This window comes from Paenarthrobacter sp. NPDC090520 (assembly GCF_044769205.1).
Classification (GTDB): domain Bacteria; phylum Actinomycetota; class Actinomycetes; order Actinomycetales; family Micrococcaceae; genus Arthrobacter.
This window is the reverse complement of the sequence record NZ_JBIVXM010000017.1, coordinates 61,814-81,373: the sequence shown is the minus strand read 5'-3', so window position 1 is coordinate 81,373 and position 19,560 is coordinate 61,814. Positions and strand designations below refer to the sequence as shown.

The 19,560-nt window shown below is 63.7% G+C and carries 16 protein-coding genes; 5 read left to right on the top strand and 11 right to left on the bottom strand.

Translation table 11 applies throughout. From position 1 onward, the window contains the following. The first annotated feature begins 54 nt into the window (after nt 1-54). Nucleotides 55-1,890, top strand: coding sequence for an acyltransferase (locus ACIQTZ_RS18440; protein WP_402982738.1), 1,836 nt, complete (start codon nt 55-57; stop codon nt 1,888-1,890). Here the strand turns inward: ACIQTZ_RS18440 and ACIQTZ_RS18435 are convergent. The 7 genes from ACIQTZ_RS18435 to ACIQTZ_RS18405 form a co-directional block, all read right to left on the bottom strand. Continuing rightward, nucleotides 1,873-3,279 carry a NosD domain-containing protein gene (locus tag ACIQTZ_RS18435; protein ID WP_402982737.1) on the bottom strand — a complete coding sequence of 469 codons (1,407 nt, stop codon included), beginning with the start codon at nt 3,277-3,279 and terminating at the stop codon, nt 1,873-1,875. The genes ACIQTZ_RS18440 and ACIQTZ_RS18435 overlap by 18 nt on opposite strands. A gap of 40 nt (nt 3,280-3,319) precedes the next feature. Then, a complete protein-coding gene (locus ACIQTZ_RS18430) occupies nt 3,320-4,249 on the bottom strand; it encodes a carbohydrate kinase (RefSeq protein ID WP_402982735.1) in 930 nt (309 codons plus the stop codon). Between the two features lie 13 nt (nt 4,250-4,262). Further along, on the bottom strand, nt 4,263-5,834 hold the full coding sequence (locus ACIQTZ_RS18425) for a glycoside hydrolase family 32 protein (RefSeq protein WP_402982733.1): 1,572 nt from the start codon (nt 5,832-5,834) through the stop codon (nt 4,263-4,265). A 42-nt stretch (nt 5,835-5,876) separates the two neighbouring features. After that, the gene (locus ACIQTZ_RS18420) at nt 5,877-6,917 is read right to left on the bottom strand and encodes a LacI family DNA-binding transcriptional regulator (protein ID WP_402982732.1); all 1,041 of its coding nucleotides are present in this window, start codon (nt 6,915-6,917) and stop codon (nt 5,877-5,879) included. Between the two features lie 84 nt (nt 6,918-7,001). Then, nucleotides 7,002-8,036, bottom strand: coding sequence for a carbohydrate ABC transporter permease (locus ACIQTZ_RS18415; protein WP_402982730.1), 1,035 nt, complete (start codon nt 8,034-8,036; stop codon nt 7,002-7,004). Next, nucleotides 8,036-8,923: a carbohydrate ABC transporter permease gene (locus tag ACIQTZ_RS18410; RefSeq protein ID WP_402982728.1), complete on the bottom strand. Its 888-nt coding sequence runs from the start codon at nt 8,921-8,923 to the stop codon at nt 8,036-8,038. The genes ACIQTZ_RS18415 and ACIQTZ_RS18410 overlap by 1 nt, the downstream gene beginning before the upstream one ends. Before the next feature lie 88 nt (nt 8,924-9,011). Beyond that, complete coding sequence (locus ACIQTZ_RS18405) at nt 9,012-10,298, bottom strand: ABC transporter substrate-binding protein (protein ID WP_402982726.1); 1,287 nt, start codon at nt 10,296-10,298, stop codon at nt 9,012-9,014. A gap of 805 nt (nt 10,299-11,103) precedes the next feature. On the opposite strand from ACIQTZ_RS18405, the gene ACIQTZ_RS18400 reads away from it, so the two are divergent. The 4 genes from ACIQTZ_RS18400 (at nt 11,104) to ACIQTZ_RS18385 (ending at nt 15,207) form a co-directional block, all read left to right on the top strand. After that, complete coding sequence (locus ACIQTZ_RS18400; RefSeq protein ID WP_402982725.1) at nt 11,104-11,298, top strand: hypothetical protein; 195 nt, start codon at nt 11,104-11,106, stop codon at nt 11,296-11,298. Between the two features lie 81 nt (nt 11,299-11,379). Further along, the gene (locus ACIQTZ_RS18395; RefSeq protein WP_402982723.1) at nt 11,380-12,585 is read left to right on the top strand and encodes a NosD domain-containing protein; all 1,206 of its coding nucleotides are present in this window, start codon (nt 11,380-11,382) and stop codon (nt 12,583-12,585) included. A gap of 27 nt (nt 12,586-12,612) precedes the next feature. Further along, nucleotides 12,613-14,598: a glycosyl hydrolase family 32 gene (locus ACIQTZ_RS18390; protein WP_402982721.1), complete on the top strand. Its 1,986-nt coding sequence runs from the start codon at nt 12,613-12,615 to the stop codon at nt 14,596-14,598. After that, nucleotides 14,599-15,207, top strand: coding sequence for a GH32 C-terminal domain-containing protein (locus ACIQTZ_RS18385; protein WP_402982720.1), 609 nt, complete (start codon nt 14,599-14,601; stop codon nt 15,205-15,207). Between the two features lie 80 nt (nt 15,208-15,287). Here ACIQTZ_RS18385 and ACIQTZ_RS18380 read toward each other — a convergent pair whose 3' ends face one another. The 4 genes from ACIQTZ_RS18380 to ACIQTZ_RS18365 all read right to left on the bottom strand — a co-directional run bounded on the left by ACIQTZ_RS18380 (nt 15,288) and on the right by ACIQTZ_RS18365 (nt 19,503). Then, on the bottom strand, nt 15,288-16,292 hold the full coding sequence (locus ACIQTZ_RS18380; protein WP_402982718.1) for a hydroxyacid dehydrogenase: 1,005 nt from the start codon (nt 16,290-16,292) through the stop codon (nt 15,288-15,290). Beyond that, nucleotides 16,289-17,203: a carbohydrate ABC transporter permease gene (locus ACIQTZ_RS18375; RefSeq protein WP_400333173.1), complete on the bottom strand. Its 915-nt coding sequence runs from the start codon at nt 17,201-17,203 to the stop codon at nt 16,289-16,291. The genes ACIQTZ_RS18380 and ACIQTZ_RS18375 overlap by 4 nt, the downstream gene beginning before the upstream one ends. Beyond that, nucleotides 17,200-18,132: a carbohydrate ABC transporter permease gene (locus tag ACIQTZ_RS18370; protein WP_402948125.1), complete on the bottom strand. Its 933-nt coding sequence runs from the start codon at nt 18,130-18,132 to the stop codon at nt 17,200-17,202. The genes ACIQTZ_RS18375 and ACIQTZ_RS18370 overlap by 4 nt, the downstream gene beginning before the upstream one ends. Nucleotides 18,133-18,195: 63 nt before the next feature. Next, the gene (locus tag ACIQTZ_RS18365; RefSeq protein WP_402982716.1) at nt 18,196-19,503 is read right to left on the bottom strand and encodes an ABC transporter substrate-binding protein; all 1,308 of its coding nucleotides are present in this window, start codon (nt 19,501-19,503) and stop codon (nt 18,196-18,198) included. Nucleotides 19,504-19,560 lie beyond the last annotated feature (57 nt).

The window sequence follows — 19,560 nt, the reverse complement described above, 5'->3', positions numbered from 1 at the left end:
TCGATTGCGCACTGGTTCGTTGACCCTTCCTGGGCGTCCACCAACAATGAGGGGATGCATGCGCTCAGTTACGACTACTCGCCCTGGACCTTCTGGAACAACGCCTCAGCGGAGGAACACCAAGCACAAATCGAGCACCAGAAGGCCTTGGCCCAACGCGACGGCGTGACCATCGGGGAGCGTGCATTCCTGTCCCCGCTTGCCAATGTAGACGCGGAGACGTTCGTCATCGGCCCGGATTCGTATGTTGCCGCCCACGCCTACGTCACGGGCGAGGTGTCCATGGGGGAGAACTGCACCATCAACGCCTTCACGGTGGTGCGGGGTGCCGTGACCATGGGCGATGCCGTGCGGATCGGCGCGCATACCTCCATCCTTGGCTTCAACCACTCCATGGACCCGGCCCAATCAGTCTTCAGGCAGCCGCTCAGCAGCAGGGGCATCGTGATCGGGGACGACGTCTGGATCGGTTCCAACGTGGTGGTGCTGGACGGCGTCACCGTGGGATCGCACGCAGTCCTCGCAGCAGGGGCCGTGGTGACCAAGGACGTGCCGGAGTGGTCCGTGGTGGGCGGGAATCCGGCCCGGCAGCTGCGGGACCGGCGGGATGGTGTGGCAGGTTCCTCTGCGAGCACGCGTCCGGAGGCTGGTTTGGTCCCTGCCGTTGCGGGTCCGGACGATGGTTTGGTACCGGTCATCGCGGGTCGGGACGCTGGTTTGGTCTCTGTCGTTGCGGGTCTGGCCACGGTCAGCGCCAACGACGGCGGCCTCCGGTCCAGGCTCGCGGCGTTCGCTGACGCGGCACGCGCCCAGGCGACGGACGTGCTGTCCCGGTGCTGGGTAGGCGAGGACGACGGGTATTTCGTTGACCGGCCGGGTGCTCCACGCACGGTACGCGCCCAGTGCGATGCCGTGGAGATCGCGGACTTGCTGCTCGGCTCAGCGCCCCCACAACTGCCGGCTTCCGAACAGGCCCGTCGACTGGCCGGGCTGCAGGATCCGGTGACAGGGCTGGTTCCCGAATTCGGGACACAACCGGACGCCTCCCTTGAGTTCGGAAAGGGCCCGGCCACTTATCACGTGCTGTCCGTCGGCTACGCCTTGGATCTTCTGGGCAGTGGTTTCCCGCACCCCATCCGCGCCGTCGCGAACACGGGCGCCGCTGAGTTGGTGTCGGCACTGGACGCCCTGCCGTGGCGCAAGGAAGCGTGGGAGTCCGGAGCGTGGGTGGATGCGTGGGGAACAGCGGCGTACTGGAACCTGGCCCGGCAGCACCACCTGGCTGCCGCGGCCGCCGGATCCAGCCGACTGGACTCGCTCAACAGGGTCAACCCCCACAGCGCCGGGTCCGTGGAGGCCTTGTTCGGCTGGCTGCTGGCCCGGGTGAATCCAGCCAGTGGAACCTGGGGAACGCCGGCACATGACACCCGCCTCAAAGTGGTGAACGGCTATTACCGCCTCACCCGCGGTACGTTCGCGCAGTTCGGCCTCCCTGTTCCGCACGTGGAGAACCTCGTGGACACGGTCCTGGAACACGCAGCCGATCCACGGTACTTCGCCGCAGGCAGCCAGAATGCCTGCAACGTGCTGGACGTGGTCCATCCGCTGTGGCTGGCCTCCAAGCAAACCACGTACCGTGCCGGCGACGGGAAAGCGTGGGCCACGCGCCAACTGGAGCAGGCGATCACCTGGTGGCACCCCGGCGAGGGCATGGCCTTCAGCGCTTCTCCGGACAGCGGCGTGCAGCACTTGCCAACATTGCAGGGCACCGAGATGTGGCTGGCCATCATCTGGTACCTCGCAGACATCGCCGGCCATGCCGAGGCGCTGGGCTACCGGCCACGTGGCGTGCACAGGCCGGAGCCGGCGTTTTCACTGCCGCGGCTGTGACAGCCCATCCACCTGGGACGCAACGAGCTGGGAAGCAACCGGCCCGGCCAGGAGGCCAATGCCGGGAGTTGCCCTGAGGGCATTGCTTGCCCTGTCTGCGACCACCTGTGCTTCGGTACCGGAATCCAGGATGGTGTTGCGTGTGGACGCGGGATCCACCATGACGGTGGTGACGTCCAGGCCGTTGGTGCCCCGGGCTGCCAACAAGGCGTCCACCTGGGCTTCGAAGCAGGATTCACTCGAGGTGGCATGGACATCCTTCGCCACCACGTGGTTGGTGGAGACGAAGTTGCCGCTTCCCTCCTTAAACCGGATGGCCACGGGCGTTGCGCCCTGCGGCTTGATGCTGTCCGACCCGATGACCAGCGAGAAATGGTTTGCAACAAGTGTGTTGTCGCTGCCGTCCACGCTGAGCAGTCCATATTCGTCGTCAAGGCCGTTGTCGATCCCGAAAAAGGGCGCCCACGGCTCGTGGTCGCGGAGGAAATGGTTGGTGGCAACAAGGTTTTCGGAACTGTTCGATCCCAGGACCACCATTCCCGGGTAGAACGAGTGCAGCCGGTTGTTGGAGATGTTGGAGCGGGTGACACCTTCCAGATGGATGCTGCTGGCACCGCGTGGAAAGACGTTGTTGGCTGTAACCAGGAGTCCGCCGTGGTTCTCGGCAAAGATCGAATGGCCCTTGAAACCTGCCCCGATCAGATTATCGGAGATCTTCGAGGCCTGTCCCCAGCCACGCAGTTCGATGCAGCTGCCGCATTCTGCGATGAAGTTGTCGTGGATGGACAGGGCATCTGCGTTGTGGATGGTCAGGGCGTTCTCAAGGTAGATGAAACCCATTCCGTTGAAACGGAAGGAGTCATTGGCACTGGCCACGAAAACGCCGGTCTTGCCGTTGGAGTACGTGTTTTCGGCTGGCAGTTGGGAGCCATCCGCGGTGAAGTGCAGGCCATCGATGCAGAAGTTGGTGAACTCCACGGAGCTGATGCGCGGGCTGCCCTCCCTTTTGATGAGGAAGGCCGCTCCCTCGGCTTGCCCGGCGTCGGCGCCGACGGAAAGGTCAACCAGGATCCGGCTCCCGCCGGGCCAGAGCTCGTGCAGGCCCGGCCACTCTTCCTGCGGCACGTTGTACCGGATGCTGGACGACGTGAAGCCATGCCCCGAGCCCTGGATTTTCAAGAAGCTGATGTCGATCAGCACCTGGGTCCGCAGGCGGTAGTCCCCCGGCGGCAAGTAGATAACGCCACCCGGCTTGCCGCCGTCGTTCACGTCGCTGTCCGTTTGCCGTTCTTTGATGTCGGCGATGATGCTGTTGATGACTTCGCCAATGTCCTCGGCCGGGTTGCCGACGGGCCAGGTTGTGACGTCGTAGTAGTTGTTGCTGGTCATGGCTTGTTCCCTCTGTGTGGTGGTCTGGGAGTTGGTGGAGCTACTGGGCAGAGGGTTGGATTTCCGGGAGTCCTGCCTGCAACTCTGCCAGCGTGGGCGGGTTGGCACCCTGCCTGCGTACGGTGATTGCCGCCGCCTTGGTTGCCGTATGGCCCAAGGATTCCAGGGCTTTGGGCGTCAAACCTGCACCGCCGTGCTGGAGGAGTCCGTAGATCAGCGCGGACATGTAGGAGTCTCCCGCACCGATGGTGTCTGCCACTGCCGACCTCACTGACGGAATAACGACTGTTGCGCCTCGCGTCGACAACACGGAGCCCTCCGATCCCCTGGTAACCACCACAAGGCCTGCACCGCATTCAAGGATCCTCCGGAGCACGTCTTCGAGTGAGAGGCCTGGATAGAGCCATAGTGCGTCTTCATCGCTGAGTTTGACGACGTCCGTGAAGGGGATGAGATCTTCAAAGCTGATTCTGGCCTCCGCCTGGCTGCCCAGCAAGGCGGGGCGGATGTTTGGGTCGAAGGTGATGACGCAGCGCTTGTGCGCGTGCAGGAGCAGCTCCTTGACCTTTGTGGCGCCCGGCTCAAGGAAAGCCGCGATCGAGCCGGTATGCAGGATTTTGGGAAGGCCGGTTGGAGCCGCCCGGGGCAGGTCCCAGGCGATGTCGAAGTCATAGAGTGCCGAACCGTCGGGCGCCAGGGTGGCGGTCGCCGTCGCGGTCTTGCCGGGCCGCTTGGAACCGGGGAGGAGCATCACGCCGGCGCCGTGGAGGTGTTGCTCGATCGCGGCAGCGTAGTGGTCCTCGCCCAGGGAGGTGAGTAGGCCGGTCGGTACCCCCAAACGCGCCAACCCGTAGGCGACGTTGGCGGGCGAGCCGCCCGGGTGTTCCACGGAGCCCTGCGGCGAGACGACGATGTCCATGAGCGCCTCGCCAACAACAACCACGTCCGGTGTCTGCTGGATGGTGTGCATTGCGGTTTCTCCTTTAGGCGAGTGCCGAGACGGTGAGCTTCAGGACAGTTGCCGTGCCGCCCTCTACGACCAGCCGGTTGCTGGTTTGTCCGGGGTGGGGGAAGACAAGGTCCGTCAGGACGGCGGTTCCATCCTGGGCGAAGACTTCCACGGAAGCGTGGTCCACCACCACGAGGAGCTTCAGCACGCCATCCACGGGAGCCACTTGAACTGATTCCACGGAGGCGAATTTCGCGTGGAATCCGGTGTCGCCTGATTGCGTGCGGTCAAGCGTGAGCCGGGCAGTGGCCGTGTCGTAGCGCAGGACCGTGCCGAGGGCGAGGGAATGGTCGCTGCTTTCCAGGAGCGTGAATCCCAGGCGTTCGGCGGTACCAAGGAGGATCTCGGCCTCGATGACCTGGGCGCGGCCTGATGCGGCGTCCGGCAGCTTGACTGATGAATCCGCCAGTTCCAAGGAACCCTCGGTCCAAGGGAGCCCGCGGTCCTGGAATGCGGGCAACACGGGCTGTTGGACCAGGCGCGGGACGCCGCTGTCATTCGAGAGGCGCAGTTCGCGGGCCAGGGTCATGGAGGAACGCCACGGGGAGGTTGGCAGGTGGTTGGCGTAGTCCCAGTTGTTCATCCACCCGATAATGATCCGGCGGCCGTCCGGGGCGTTGCTGAAGGAGACGGACGCGTAGCAGTCACGTCCCCAGTCCAGCCACAGGCTTTGCTGCAGGGCAGCCGCCTGGGCGGAAGGGTCACGGAGGGACGCCAGTCCGGAAGGCGCCACCAGCGAATCGGCGTCCGCAACGAAGCTCACGCCGTCGAAAGCTCCCACGAAGTACTGCCCACCGGAGCCTCCCGCCACCGCACCGGGATTGACGTTGACGATCAACACCCATTTGACGTTGTCCGGATCACCGTCCACTTCCAAGGGAAAGAGGTCGGGGCATTCCCACTCACCTTCGTCGGCGTTGGCCGGTCCGAAGTCACTGAGGAAGTCCCAGGACTTGAGGTCCTCCGAGCGGTAGAACACCACTTTCTGCTGCTGGGCCTCGACGGCGGCCATCACCCAATACGTGCAGGCGTCGCCTTCGTAGAGGAAGACTTTGGGGTCGCGGAAGTGCGCCGAGTGACGGGTCAGGACGGGATTGCCGCTGTACTTTCGCCAGGTCATTCCGCCGTCCGTGCTGTACGCGAGGGACTGTGCCTGGGTGCCGCTGTGCGCCGAGGTGTCCTTGAAGGCGCTCGTGTAGACCGCCACCAGGGCCGGTGCTGCAGCCGAGCCGAAACCCGAGGTGTTGCCGTGGTCCACTACCACGCTGCCGGAGAAGATGTCCTCCGTTGAGTCACAGGCAATGGCCACAGGGTGTTCGGTCCAGTGCAGCAGATCGGGTGAGGTGGCATGGCCCCAGGACATGTTGCCCCAGACATTTCCGTAGGGATTGTTCTGGAAAAAGAGGTGGTAGAGACCGTTGTGAAAAACCAGGCCGTTGGGGTCGTTCAGCCAGGTATCCGCCGCCGTGAAATGGATGGCGGGCCGGAACCAGGGAGTGGCCGCCGGGGCTGTTTCCGGGCGTACGGCATCAAGGCTACTGGACATGGTGTGCGTTCCTTTTGGGACGGTGAAGGGTTCGGGTGGGGCTTACCGTGGGGCCGCGATGGATTCGCGCCGGACCAGGGGGCAGCCCAGGACTGTGGGGTGGAGGGCCATCGGGGCAAGGTCTGTCTTTCCCTCGATGGCGTCAATCAGGTGCTCTGTGGCCCAGGCACCCATTTCGTAGTGCGGGAGGGCCACAGTGGTGAGGCCCGGGTACAGGTTGGCCGCGATAAGTTCCTGGTCATCGAAGCCCACTACGGAGAGGTCCGCCGGAATGTTCAGGCCCAACTCTGCCGCAGCGCGGTAGGCGCCCATCGCCATCCGGTCGTTGTAGCAGAACAAGCCCGTGGGCCGGTCCTCCCGGGACAGGATCCGCTTGGCGGCCTCATAGCCGCCCTGCACTTCGGAAACCTCCGACTCGACAGGCGCCGCGCTGCCGTCGAGCCCCGCCTCCGAAAGCGTGGCCCTGAAAGCGTGGAGGCGCTCGCGGGTAGCGGGAACATCATCGGTGTTGTTGATGAAGCCCACATGGGTATGGCCCGCGGCAAGCAACGCTCCGACGGCAGCCCGTGCGCCGCCGTCCTCGTCCGGGATCACTGCCGTGATGTTTCCTCCGGTGGCCACAGAGTCCACCAGGACCGAGGGAACGCTGCCGAGGTTGGACGGCAGTTCCACGTTCCGGTGGTACATGGTGGCGTACAGGATGCCGTCCACGCGGCGCTCCAGGAGGGCCTGGACATCAGCTTGCCGTGACTCGAGGCTGGCCGACCCCGGAGTGTTGATGATCATGAGGTTGTACCCGCGGGCCTTCGCGGCTTCGTCCGCGCCGAGGATGATCCGCCCCGCGTGCGGTGTGGTGGCGATTTCCTCGCTGACCAACCCCAGCATGCCTGTTCGTTGCGTCCGCAGTGCCTGGGCCAGCCGGTTGGGGCCATAGCCGAGCTCCTCGGCAACGGACCGCACCTTGTCCCTGGTTTCAGGGCTGACCCGGGCGTAGGAGACCTCGTTGAGCACATGGGAGACGGTAGTAACGGACACACCGGCGGCGACGGCCACATCCTTGATACCGATGTTCTTGTTGCTCATCTGTCTTCCACGTCCTTATGGTTTGCGATGCCCGGGAGGGGCTATCAGTAGGCTACTCGGTGATGCCGGAGCTGATGTTGCCGGCTAACCCTTGACCGCGCCGAGCGTCATGCCCGCCACGATCTTGCGTTGCAGGAGAAGGGTCAGCAGGATCACCGGGATGGAATAGACCGCCGCGAGGGCTGTCATTGAACCCCAGTCCAAGCCGAACTGCGTCTGGAAGTTCGCGATCACCACGGGCGTAGTTTGGGAACGGATGGCCGTCATGAGCAGTGCGAACAGGAACTCGTTCCAGGACGCCAGGAAGGCGAAGATGGCCGTCACTGCGATGCCGCCGGACACCACCGGGATCACCACCCGCCAGAGCGCGCCGAGCCTGCTGCAGCCATCAACGGTTGCCGCTTCTTCCAAGTCCCGCGGAACGGCCTCGAAGAAGCTGGACATGAGCCAGATGGACAGCGGCAGCGAGATGGTGGTGTGGGCAATGGACAGTGCAATGGGCGTGTCCGCAAGGCCAATCGAAGCCATCATGGACGCCAACGGAATGCCGATGGCCACCGGCGGCACCATGCGCGTCACCAGTGCGGCCATGATGAACACCCTGCCGCTCGGGGTCTTGTAGCGGGTGATGCCGTACGCCGCGGGGACAGCCAGGACCAAGGAGAGCAACGTGCTGATCACCGCAGTCTGGATGGAGTTGATGAACGACGCCACCACTCCGCCCCTGCCCAGCGCGTTGATGTAGTTTTCCAGCGTCCATTCCTTCGGAAGGATGGTGGGCGGGACCGCGATGGTATCGATCGGCGTCTTGAAGGACGTGAACAGCAAGTACAGGAACGGGAAACCGTACAGTACCATCGCGGCTGCCAACAGGATCCAGAGGATGGTCCGGGTGCTCCGGCGTCCGGCTTCGAGCCCTTCGCGGTTGGCTCCGCGGCGCCTGCGGGGCGGCCGGGCATCGGAAGCGTTCGACGCCGGCACTCGCGGCCCGCTGTGTTCGGCAGGTACGTTGGGGTGCTTTGCCGCCGCGAGCCGGACGGCGGTGCCTGTTCCGCGCTCCGGTGAGGCGGAAGCCGTACCCGTCCTGCCGCCGTCGTACGTGGATTCTGCGGTGCTCATCAGCTGTCCTTTCCTGGCCGCCAAATGGTGGCCACCGCGAAGAAGGCGACGGCGAGCATCGCGATGAGGTAGATGGTGCCCATGGCGCTTGCGAGGCCCGGATCGCCGAAGCGGATCATGGTGCGGTAGATCAGCAGGCTCATGGTTTCGGAGGCAGACTGGGGGCCGCCGTTGGTCTGGATAAGGATGGTGTCGAAGGCCCGGGCTGCGTCGATCCCGCGGACCACCAGCGCTACGGCGATTACTGGCCGCAGCAGCGGGATGATGATGCGGAACAGAAGGTCCGGTGCCCGGGCGCCATCCAGGCGGGCTGCCTCGATGAGGTCGCCGGGGATGTTCTGGAGGCCCGCAAAGAGGACGAGGCACATGAAGGAAGTGGTGAGCCAGATGTCCGGGATGGCGACGGAGAACAACACGATGTTGGGGTCGGACAACCAGCCGATCTGGTTCGGATTCTCCAGGAGTCCTGCTTGGTGGAGGAGGGTTCCGATGAGGCCGAAGTTGTCGATCATCAGGAACTTCCAGAGCAGGCCGGCCACAATCGGGGCGATCATCAACGGGTACAGGAAGACGGTCCGCCAGATCTGGGACTTCTTGCCCAGCGTGGTGAAGAGGAGGGCCATGCCCAGGCCGAGGGCGAACTCCAAGGTCACCACCACCACGGTGTAGGCGATGGTCCGCCAGCCTGCGCTGGTGAAGGCCTCGGAAGTGAAGGCGGTGACGTAGTTCTGGAGACCCACGAAGTCGCGGGGTCCGCCGGCGATGGGAGAGATCTTGAAGAAGCTGTCTGCCACCAGGCGGAACAGCGGGTAGGCGACGAAGACTGCCAGGAACAGAGCCGCTGGCGTCATCAGGAAGAGGGCGAAGCGGCGATCGGAGATACGCACGGTTTTCTTTTCTGCTGGGTTTGTTCTGCTGGTTGGGGCCGCGGCCGGCACCGTCCTTTGCCTGCGGACGGTGCCGGCCGCGGAGTCGCTACTTCAGGAGGTCCTGGATCTGCTTCTTGGCGTCGGCAAGGAGGGCCGAGGTGTCGCCACCGGCCACCGCCTTCTGGAGCAGCGGGATCAGGACGGTGTCAACAATCTGCTGCCACTTGGCCGTTGCCGGTCGGGTTGCCGTGGCTGGAGCGTTGAGGGTTTCGATAAGCGGCTTGAAGCTCTCGTAGCCCGGCTTGTCCTGGTACTTTTCGAACGCACTGATGCGGGACGCCAGGCCGAGCTTGGAGTCGATGCCCATGCTGTTGTAGTCGTAGGCGCACTTGACGAACTTCTTGGCTGCCTCGGTGTTCTTGGTGGCCTTGGGAACGGACAGGTACCACGGTCCGGGGACGCCCGCGACGCCGGCGCTGCCGCCAATCATTACTGCCGCTCCCACCTTTCCTGCCACCGGGGAATCGGCGGGGATCTGGCGGTAGGCGTGGGCCCAGAAACGGGTCATGGCGGTCTTGCCCTGGTTGAACAGGTTCTGTGCTGCCGCCCAGTCCACCTGCGCCGCGCCGCTTGGGGCGTCCTTGGCGAGGCTCACGTAGAAGTCGAGCGCCTGCTTGTGCGCGGCGTTGTCGATCACCACGTTGTTGTCCTTGTCCAGGACCATGGGGGAGCCGGCCTGGAGCACATGGGCCAGCCATTCGGTTTCCACGGCGCCCTTGACGTCCGTGCCGAACATGCCGTCCTTGGTGAAGAATTCGGAAATGTCCTGGTACTGCTTCCAGGTCTTGGGGGCAGCCAGTTCATAGCCGTATTTGGCCTGGAAGTCAGCCTTGTTCTTGGCGTCCTCGAACAGGTCCTTGCGGTACAGGATGATCTCGGCGTTGGTCCAGGCCGGCATGCCGATGAAGTGGCCGTCCACGTTGGCTTCCTTCACCAGGGCCGGGAAGATGTCCTTCTTTGCCTCGTCGGTGAAGAGCTCGTCGATGGGCTGGACGGCGTCCTTGAAGCTGGGGAGCCACACTGAGTCGAGGGCTGCTACGTCGAAGGAGACGTTGCCGGAGGAGAACTCGCTGGACAGGCGGTTGAACATGCCGTCGTAGGGGAGTTCCACGAAATTGACGTCGACTCCGGCGTCCTTCTTGCACTGTTCGGCTACGCCCGTGAGCTCGGCATGGCCGCCGGCTTCCACCAGGACGTTGACGGTGCTCGAGCCGCCCGATCCGCCGGACGATGGTGCGGGTCCGCCGGCGCCACAACCGGTGGCTACGAGTGCGACGGCGGTGCACAGCCCGCCGAGGGAGACGAGCTTGGAGATGGTCTTTCGAGTGGACATCGCTGTCGACTCACTTTCTCTTGAACGGAAATTGCAGAGAGATGTGGGGATTGCTTTTGGCTTTGAAAAATCGTTTTGCCAAAACGACTTGGCAACGACATTAGGGCCGGGCAGGCGGGTGTGTCAACGGTGGTCGCGAAAATTTTTCGACCCCTTGACGCCGGAGATTTTGCGGCCATAAAGTGATCCCCGCCGCACGGCAAATCGTTTTGGCATATTTTGGCTGATGTGGCACGTGTTGGCATAGCTCTTCCTGTTCAGGCCCGCACCCGTTTGCGCCGTTCGCACCCGTACCCCGGGGTGCGTGGGGCGGGTATGGGTGCGCTGCGTTTCACGAAGGGGTGCGCTGGGCGGGAAAGGTGCGCTGCGTTTCACGAAGGGGTGCGCCGGGCGGGAAGGGGCGCGCCTGGGGTTGCTTCCTTTGGTCGCACCCGTTTGCGCCGATCGCACCCGTACCCCGGGGTGCGTGGGGCGGGTATGGGTGCGCTGCGTTTCACGAAGGGGTGCGCTGGGCGGGAAGGGGCGCGCCTGGGGTTGCTTCCTTTGGTCGCACCCGTTCGCGCTGTTCGCACCCGTACCCCGGGGTGCGTGGGGCGGGTATGGGTGCGCTGCGTTTCACGAAGGGGTGCGCTGGGCGGGACCGGGTGCGCCGCGTTTCACGAAGGGGTGCGCCGGGCGGGAAAGGGTGCGCTTACCCGGGAGGGCCGCCCGCGCTCGAGCACTCAAGAGTGTCCTTCCACCCACCAACCCAGCGCCCGCCCACGCCAACCACAATCCAAGATCGTCAACGAATCGAAGGAGAGCCATGAATCAACCGTCATCCCTCAGCCGAAGGAGTATCCTCCGGCTGTTTCCCGCAGCGGCAGTAGCGGGCGCCGCCGTCGTGCTTTCCGCCAGGGAGGCACTGGCGAAGGACAGCGCTCCGGCGCGAAACCAGGATCACTCCGCCGAGGCCATGCAGGCACCCCGAGGGCATCGAAGCATCATCGGAGTGCTCTAGAAGCAAGCAGTCAGCAACACCATCAACGCAAGTACCAGGCCACTCAAAGCACTACCCCCAACGATGTGAGGAGAACACGCAGTGACCACTGTTTACGACGTCACCACCTGGTCCGTCCCCGGCAACCCGTCCGCCACGCCCTACAACGATATTGGGCTGATCATCAACAGCATCATCGCCGACGTGAAATCCCAGCAAACCAACCAGGCATCCAAACCCGGGGCGGTCATCTACATCCCGCCGGGCGACTATTCGTTGAAGACCCGCGTCAACGTTGACATCAGCTTCCTCACGATCAGGGGCTCCGGGCACGGCTTCACGTCCAGCAGCATCCGCTACAACGCGGGCAACACCTCAAGCTGGCACGAGATCAATCCAGGCGGCAGCCGCATCCGCGTGGAGAACACCGACGGCAACTCCGATGCCTTCAGGGTTTACCGCACGGGCGATCCACGGCTCAGCTCCATCGTGTTCCAAAACTTTTGCCTGGACGGGGTGTCCTTCAACTCCAACCAGAACTCCTATGTGAACGGTAAGACGGGCATCCGCTTCGATTCGGCAAACGACTCCTGCCGGATTGAAGGCATGGGCATGGTTTACCTGGAGCACGGCCTGGTGGTCCGGGACACTGACGCGCTCAGCGTGAGCGGGAACTTCCTGGCAGAGTGCGGAAGCTGCGTCGAACTCACGGGATCCGGGCAGGCCTCCAAGGTGACGGACAACTTGATCGGCGCGGGGTACGTGGGCTTCTCCATCTTCGCCGAGGGGCACATGGGCCTGCTGGTCAGCGCCAACAACGTGTTCCCCCGGGGTAAGAGCAGCGTCCATTTCAAGAACTGCACGCGGTCGTCCATCACGGCCAACCGGTTCCACGCGTTCTATCCGGGCATGGTGAACTTCGAAGGCAGCTGCACGGAGAACCTCGTGGGGGCCAACCATTTCCTCCGGCAGATGGAACCCTTCGATCCCCTCAAGCCGTACAACAACGGACTCGATGACCTCTTCGGACTGGTACACCTTGCCGGCAGCGGAAACACAGTGACCGGGAACCATTTCAGCTACGACGTCCCGTCCGGCTCCGTGAGTCCGTCCGGCCAGAAACCCACCATCGTCCTGGTGGCTTCGGGCGCCAACAACTACATCGCCGCGAACAACACGGTGTCATCCGTGGCGGCGAACACGGTAGTGCTGGATGGCTCCACCACTGGAACCAAAGTGCTGGACAGCGGCGGGACAGGCGAATTCGTGCAATACTCCAGTTCCTATTCGTTCCGGGCCACACCCTGACCCGACGCGAAGGAAGCAGGACTGTCAATGAGGACAAGACGCACCAAACCAAGCGTGCACGCCATGGTGGCGGCCGCCGTCGTTGTATCACTTGCCGCGGTCCTGGCCGCGGCCACCGTACCCACACCTGCGCACGCCAGCGATCCTGATCCGGCGACGCAGCAGTACCGGCCCTACCTGCATTACACGCCGGTGAAGAACTGGATGAACGATCCCAACGGGCTGGTCTACTACAACGGCACCTACCACATGTACTACCAGTACAACCCCTCCGGAACCACGTGGGGGAACATGAGCTGGGGCCACGCGAGTTCCACGGATCTCCTGCACTGGACAGAGCAGCCACTGGCCATTGCCCAGACGTTCAACGGCAACGGCCAGGCCACCGAGGACATCTTCTCCGGATCCATCGTGGCGGACATCCAAAACACCAGCGGATTCGGGACACTGCAGAATCCGCCCTTGGTGGCCATCTACACCAGCAACTTCACTGGCAGCCACCCCACGCTCGCCGGCAAGCAAGCCCAGTCCCTGGCGTACAGCACGGACAGCGGCCAAACGTGGACCAAGTACGGGGGCAATCCTGTCCTCAACAGGAACACCAGTGACTTCCGTGATCCGAAGGTGTTCTGGTACCAAGCCGGTTCGTACTGGGTGATGGCGGCTGTCGAGGCCAATGAACACAGGGTCCTGTTCTACAAGAGCACCGACCTCAAGAACTGGACCTATCTGAACGACTTCAAGCCGGCCAACGCCACGGGCGGTCAGTGGGAGTGCCCCGATCTCTTCCCGTTGGCCGTGGACGGGAACCCTGACAACACCAAGTGGGTCCTGGTGGTCAACATCAACCCCGGTGCAGTGGCCGGTGGCAGCGGGGGCCAGTACTTCGTGGGCAGTTTCGATGGCACCACCTTCACTTCGGAAACCACCGATCCGGTTGATGTTCCACCGCCAGGCAACCTCCTCGCAGGGTTCAACGGCGGCAACTACAACGGATGGACTGTGTACAACGACCCGGCCAACCCATCAGGTCCCTGGGGGAACTCGCCAGCCACGGGAACGCTGCCTGGACAACAAACAGTGTCAGGGTCCATCGGTGCCGGCCTCGTCAACGGTTTCAACGGAGGAGACAACCCCACCGGCACCATGGAGTCTGCACCTTTCACGGTCACCAAGGACTACATCAATTTCCTGGCCGGCGGCGGCAACCACCCGAGGCAAGCCGGAGAACAACCAGGAAATACGCCACCTCCGGGCTACCTGCTGTTCGAAGGCTTCGACTACCCCGGAACCCTGAGCTCAGCCGGCTGGCAGTTGACCGGAGACTTCGAGGCGGCCAGGAACCCCTCCACGGTGGGCGGTGAGTACGCCATCGGGAAACGCATCAACACTTTCGAGGGCGGCCCCAATGCGGACAACAACACGGGAACCATCACCTCCCCGGAGTTCTACCTCACCAACACCAACATCGGGTTCCTGCTGGGTGGCGGTAATCGCACTGACGGCTCGCTCCAAGTGGAACTGCTGGTGGGCGGCGTTCCGGTCCGGACCACCACGGGCAGCAACTCGGGTGACCTGAACTGGAAGAACTGGGATGTCTCGCAGTACTACGGCCAGATCGCCCGGATCCGGATCGTGGACAACGCCACCGGTCCGTGGGGCCACCTGACCTTGGACAACATGGTCCTGGGTTCGGAACCTGCCAAGCCGCGGAGCAGTGAAACCACGGTGAACCTTATGGTCAACGGCCAAGCGGTTCGTACTTCCACGGGGTCTGACTCGGAACACCTGGACTGGAAAACGTGGGATGTCAGCGGGTTCAAGGGCAGCCAGGCCACCATCCGGATCGTGGACAACAACCGCGGTGGTTGGGGGCACATCCTGGCCGATGAGTTTGTCGCCTCGGACATCACCCGGCTTGAGCAGCACGATTGGCTGGACTGGGGCAAGGACTATTACGCCGCCGTTTCCTTCAGTAATGCGCCGAACGGGAAACGGATCATGCTGGGCTGAATGAACAACTGGGACTACGGGCAGTCAACCCCAAGCAGCACATGGCGGGGAACCATGGCCCTTCCCCGTGAAGTGACCCTCACGCAAACCAGCCAAGGTCCAAGGCTCAGCCAGAAAGCGGTACAGCAGGTGGACACCTTGAAGAACACGGCAGCGGCCTACACAGCGTCCGCAACGGACCTGGCTCCTGGGACCAACAACCTCCCCATCACAGGGGATGTTGTCCAGCTCGATGCGGAGTTCTCGCCCGGAACAGCCTCGGCCTTTGGCTTGAAGGTGCTTGGCAACGGGACCGAAGCAACCAGGATCGGATATACAACAGCCTCCGGCCGCCTCTCCATCGACCGGACCAACTCCGGGAATGAAGGCTTCCACCCCGCCTTCGCCTCGGTTGACGATGTGCCCGTCCAGCTCATCAACGGAAAGCTCACGCTTCGGCTGTACGTGGACCGGGCCTCAGTGGAAGTTTTCGCCCAGGACGGCTTGGCAACCCTGACAGACCAGGTTTTCCCGGCGGCGGGCGCCAATGGACTGGCCCTCTTTTCGGAAGGAGGCGCCGCACGGCTGGAAAGCCTGACGGTCACGCCACTCAATAAAGCGATGTGGTGACGTTCGGTTAACGCACGACGGCGGCTGGTTCCGTAGGGCGCGAAAGCCCACCAGCCGTCGTCGTGCGTCCCCCCAAGCCACTACGCCGTAAAGGCGAGATCTTCCGCCCGAACGGGGAACCGCAGCGGCTCCCCGCGGGAAACCCGCAGGGCTTCCTCCACCGCGCTCGCGGCCATGCGCTCCAGTTCGCTGCCCAGCGAGCCGGCCACGTGTGGTGTCAGCAGCACGTTCGGGTGGGTGTAGAACGCCGAACCCGAGGGCAGCACCCACGGGGTCGTCACATCGAGGACCGCGAAGAGGTCGCCGCGCTCCACCCGGGCCAGCAGCGCTTCCTGGTCCACCAGTTCGCCCCGGGAGGTGTTGATAAACGTAGCCTGTGGACGAAGCAGGTTGATCAGCCGCGCGTCGATGAGGTTCCTGGTGGAGGGCAGTGACGGCGCGTGGAGGCTCACGATGTCGCTGCTCGCCACCAGTTCGTCAAGGCCCACAAGTTCGACGCCGAGGGCGCTCGCCTCCGCGGCGCTGAGGTAGGGATCCGAAACCACGACGTCGAGCTGGTAGGCGGAGAGGAGCCGGATGACGTGCCGGCCGATCCTGGACGCACCGATGATGCCCACGCGCTTGCGGTAATTGCCCATGTCCGGGAAAAGCTGTTCGGGCAGGACTTCGGTGCGGGTGCTGTGGAGGGCCCGGGCGATCTGGAGGACGCGTTTGTTGGCCAGGACGATCATCGCCACGGTGTACTCCGCCACCGGAACGGCGTTGGCATCCGCGGCTGAGCTGACCTGGATGCCGCGTTCCCAGCAGGCTTCGCCGATGTGGTGCTTCACGCTGCCGGCGGCGTGCAGGACGTACTTGAGCCGCGGGGCGTGGTCCAGGACATGATCATCGATCATGGGGCAACCCCAGCCGGTGAGGAGGATGTCCGCATCCCGCAGGAGCGCCTGGCCCTCGGGGGAGTGGAAGTCCTGGATGGGGTCGTGGGCCAAGAGGTTGAGGGCCGGCCGCAGGGGTTCCAGGCTGCGGGGAGGGAACACAGCCCGGGCGGTTTGTTCCGGCATGGCCAAGGCAACGTTCAAAGTCACTTGACGCTCCCTGCCGTGAGTCCCGATTTCCAGAAACGCTGCAGCAGGATGAACGCCACCAGCAGCGGAATCACGGAGAGCAGTGAGCCCGTGATCACCATGGGCGTGAACTCCGGCTGGGGCAGGGAGTAGCCCTGCCAGATGGAGATGCCCACGCTGACGGGTAGCAGTTTCTGGTCCTGCAGCATCACGAGCGGGAGCATGAAATTGTTCCATACCCCCACGAACTGGAACAGGGCGATGGTGATGTAGCCCGGCATCATCATGGGAAGGCCCAACGAAAAGAAGCTCCGGACAGGACCCGCGCCGTCAACCCGTGCGGCCTCGAGTGTCTCTGCGGGAACGTACGCTGCCGAGTAGACCCTCGCCAGGTACACGCCGAACGGGTTGCAGAGCACGGGGATGAGGATGGCCCAGATGGTGTTGGTGATCCCGAAGACGGAGGCCAGCATGTACATGGGCAGCACCGTGGCCGTGTTCGGGATCAGTACGCCCACCAGGACGATCCCGAAGAAGGAGTCCTTGCCGCGGAACTGGAACTTGTCGAAGGCGTATCCAGCCATCACGGAGATCAGTCCTCCGAAGACTGCGCCGAATGCCGCGTAGAACATGGAATTCGCCATCCAGCGGAGGAACACGCCGCCGTCCTGGTTGATGACAGCTGCCACATTGTCGAAGAACGCGGGCTGCCCGAAGCTGTACGCGCCGGTGGCGTAGAGGTCCGAGGCGTTCTTGGTGGAGGCGAAGAACAACCACAGCACGGGGAGGACCATGTACGCGCAGCCCAGGAGCAGCAGCGCGTTGACAGTGATCTTGCTGGCGAATCCGCCGGTGCGGGCTGACCGGCTGCGGTTTCCGCGGGGTGCGGGCCTGCTGGTTGCCTTGGGTCGGGTGAGTGTTTGGGCGCTCATGCTTTGTTCATCCTTGAGCTGAAGCGGGTCACGGCCCAGGACAGCACGGCTGCCAGCAGGGCGATCAGGATGGAAGCCGCGGCTGCCTGGTTCAGGTTGTGCCTGTTGAACGCGGCGTCGTAGGCCCACATATTGGGGACCCAAGTGCTGGTAACAGAGGCCGTCGCCTTGCCAATGATGGACGGTTCGGTGAAGAGCTGCAGGGTGCCGATCACGGTGAACAGCATGATCACGCTCAAAGCAGGCAGGATCAGGGGCAGCTTGATGCTGACCGCGGCGCGGATCTCCCCGGCGCCGTCAACCCGTGCGGCTTCCAGGACTTCGCGGGAAACGGCCTGCAACGCAGTGAACAGGATGATTACGTTGTATCCCGTCCACTCCCACACAGCGATATTCACAATGGATGGCAGGATCAGCTGGTTGTCCAGGAAGTTCAGCGAGATGCCCCCGCCTTGCAGGACCGAAACGATCGGGCTGACGCCCGGTGTGTAAAGGTACGCCCAGATCAGCGCAGCAATGACGCCGGGCACGGCATGCGGCAGGAAGACGAGGAGCTGGAAGAGCTTCTTGGCCTTGGCTACGGCCGCGTCCAACAGGAGTGCGAAAGCCAGGGCGCCACCCACCATGCACGGGATGTAGATCAGGCAGTACAACGCAAGCCTGCCGATGCCACCCACGAAGCTCTCGGACTGCAGGACCTGAAGGTAGTTCTCCAAGCCAACGAACGAGGTCTTCGCCTGGCCGAAACCCAGGCCCGACTTCTGCTGGGCGAAGAAGCTGAGGACGATCGAATAGATCACCGGTGCCACCATCGCCAGGGCGAAGACGGCGAAGAAGGGGGTAAGGAACAGGGCTGCGGTGCGGCCGCCGGTTCCGGACATTGAACGGCTTTTACGCCGCGCTTCGGGGGCTGTTTTTGTCAGGGCCATGATGTGCTCCTCGCCGGGCGGGCGGCTCTGCCTTGTGGTGCAGATCCGCCCGCCCACGCGGGCCTACTCCTTGACGGAGAGGCCGTTCTGCTTGAGTCCGGCCACGGTGGCGGTCTGGGCGGTCTCGACGGCGTCCCTCACCTTGCCGCCGGAAGTCAGCTTTCCGTACGCGTCCTTGAGGGCGGTATTGGTGATGTCCCAGTTGGGTCCCCACTGCCAGCCCGGGGTGATGGTGCCGTAGGCCTTGTCGAAGACCTGGTAGATGTCGTTGCCGAAGTAGCTGGCGTCGAAGGCCTTCTGCGCCACCGGCGTCAGGCCGGGGAAGGCGAGGAAGGCCGAGCCGGTGTTCCCGCGGGCCTTGATGGCGTCAGGGTTCGTGGCCAAGTACTCAATGAACTTCGCCGCTGCAGCGGGGTTCTTGCTGCTCTTGGTGATGTTGAAGCTGGATCCCCCATAGAACGCGTCCGCCGGCGTGCCCCAGTTGGGCACTTCGGCCGCGATCCACTGGCCCTTCTGGCCGCTGGCTTCAGTACGCTTCTGGATGCCGGTGGCACTCCAATTGGCGCCCAGGACACCCACGACGGCGCCGCTCGCCAGATCTGCCGACCATTCGTCACTGAAGGACTGCTGGACCTTCACGATCTTTTCGTCGATCAGCTTCTGCCAGTACGTGGCTACCTTCTGGGTGGCGGCGTCGTTGACGCCCACCTTCCAGTTGTCGCCCTCGGTGCCGAACCACTTGGCGCCTGCCTGCCAGGACAGGGCTGCGGTCAGTGCAGCCTCGTTCGGGTTGAAGCTCGCAAGGTGCGCTTCGGGCGCCACGGCCTTGATCTTCTTGCCTGCTTCCTCGAACTCGTCCCAGGTCTTGGGCACGCCCACGCCTGCCTTGTCCAGCATGTCCTTGCGGTACCACATGATCATCGGCGCGGCATCGTAGGGGAGGGCGTACGTCTGGTCTCCGAACTGGACCAAGCCCTTGGTTTCGTCGGAAAGCCTGTCCACAGTGGCAGCTTTGTCGATCAGCCCGTCCAGCGGCTGGAGTTGGCCGTTGCTGACGAACTGCGGCAGTTGGGGGTATTCAATGGTGGCGACGTCGGGGCCGTTGCCGGCGGTGATGGCCGTGGAGAGCTTGGCGTAGCCGCCGCTGGCACCGTTGGGGACCGTCTCGAACGTTACTTTGATGTTGTCCTGGCTGGCGTTGAAGGCCTCGGCCACCTTGTCCATGCCCGCCATTGAGGACCAGAAGGTGATGTTCCCGGTTGGATCCTGCGCTGGCGTGGGCGTAGCTGCCGGGGTGCTGCCACACCCGGCCACCAGGGCAGTGCTGGCCATGAGGCCTACTGCTCCGAGCAGAAGCTGGCGACGCTTCATTCTGTTCTCCTTTGAAGTTCACGATGCGAAGTCGTGAGTGCAGGAGACCTGGAAGGC

Excerpts from the sequence above, each read along its gene's own strand:
- ACIQTZ_RS18425 (WP_402982733.1), bottom strand. The coding sequence starts at position 5,834 with ATGTCCAGTAGCCTTGATGCCGTACGCCCGGAAACAGCCCCGGCGGCC.
- ACIQTZ_RS18405 (WP_402982726.1), bottom strand. The coding sequence starts at position 10,298 with ATGTCCACTCGAAAGACCATCTCCAAGCTCGTCTCCCTCGGCGGGCTG.
- ACIQTZ_RS18385 (WP_402982720.1), top strand. The coding sequence starts at position 14,599 with ATGAACAACTGGGACTACGGGCAGTCAACCCCAAGCAGCACATGGCGG.
- ACIQTZ_RS18365 (WP_402982716.1), bottom strand. The coding sequence starts at position 19,503 with ATGAAGCGTCGCCAGCTTCTGCTCGGAGCAGTAGGCCTCATGGCCAGC.
- ACIQTZ_RS18430 (WP_402982735.1), bottom strand. The coding sequence starts at position 4,249 with ATGCACACCATCCAGCAGACACCGGACGTGGTTGTTGTTGGCGAGGCG.
- ACIQTZ_RS18375 (WP_400333173.1), bottom strand. The coding sequence starts at position 17,203 with ATGAGCGCCCAAACACTCACCCGACCCAAGGCAACCAGCAGGCCCGCA.
- ACIQTZ_RS18390 (WP_402982721.1), top strand. The coding sequence starts at position 12,613 with ATGAGGACAAGACGCACCAAACCAAGCGTGCACGCCATGGTGGCGGCC.
- ACIQTZ_RS18400 (WP_402982725.1), top strand. The coding sequence starts at position 11,104 with ATGAATCAACCGTCATCCCTCAGCCGAAGGAGTATCCTCCGGCTGTTT.
- ACIQTZ_RS18420 (WP_402982732.1), bottom strand. The coding sequence starts at position 6,917 with ATGAGCAACAAGAACATCGGTATCAAGGATGTGGCCGTCGCCGCCGGT.
- ACIQTZ_RS18435 (WP_402982737.1), bottom strand. The coding sequence starts at position 3,279 with ATGACCAGCAACAACTACTACGACGTCACAACCTGGCCCGTCGGCAAC.
- ACIQTZ_RS18370 (WP_402948125.1), bottom strand. The coding sequence starts at position 18,132 with ATGGCCCTGACAAAAACAGCCCCCGAAGCGCGGCGTAAAAGCCGTTCA.
- ACIQTZ_RS18440 (WP_402982738.1), top strand. The coding sequence starts at position 55 with ATGCATGCGCTCAGTTACGACTACTCGCCCTGGACCTTCTGGAACAAC.
- ACIQTZ_RS18415 (WP_402982730.1), bottom strand. The coding sequence starts at position 8,036 with ATGAGCACCGCAGAATCCACGTACGACGGCGGCAGGACGGGTACGGCT.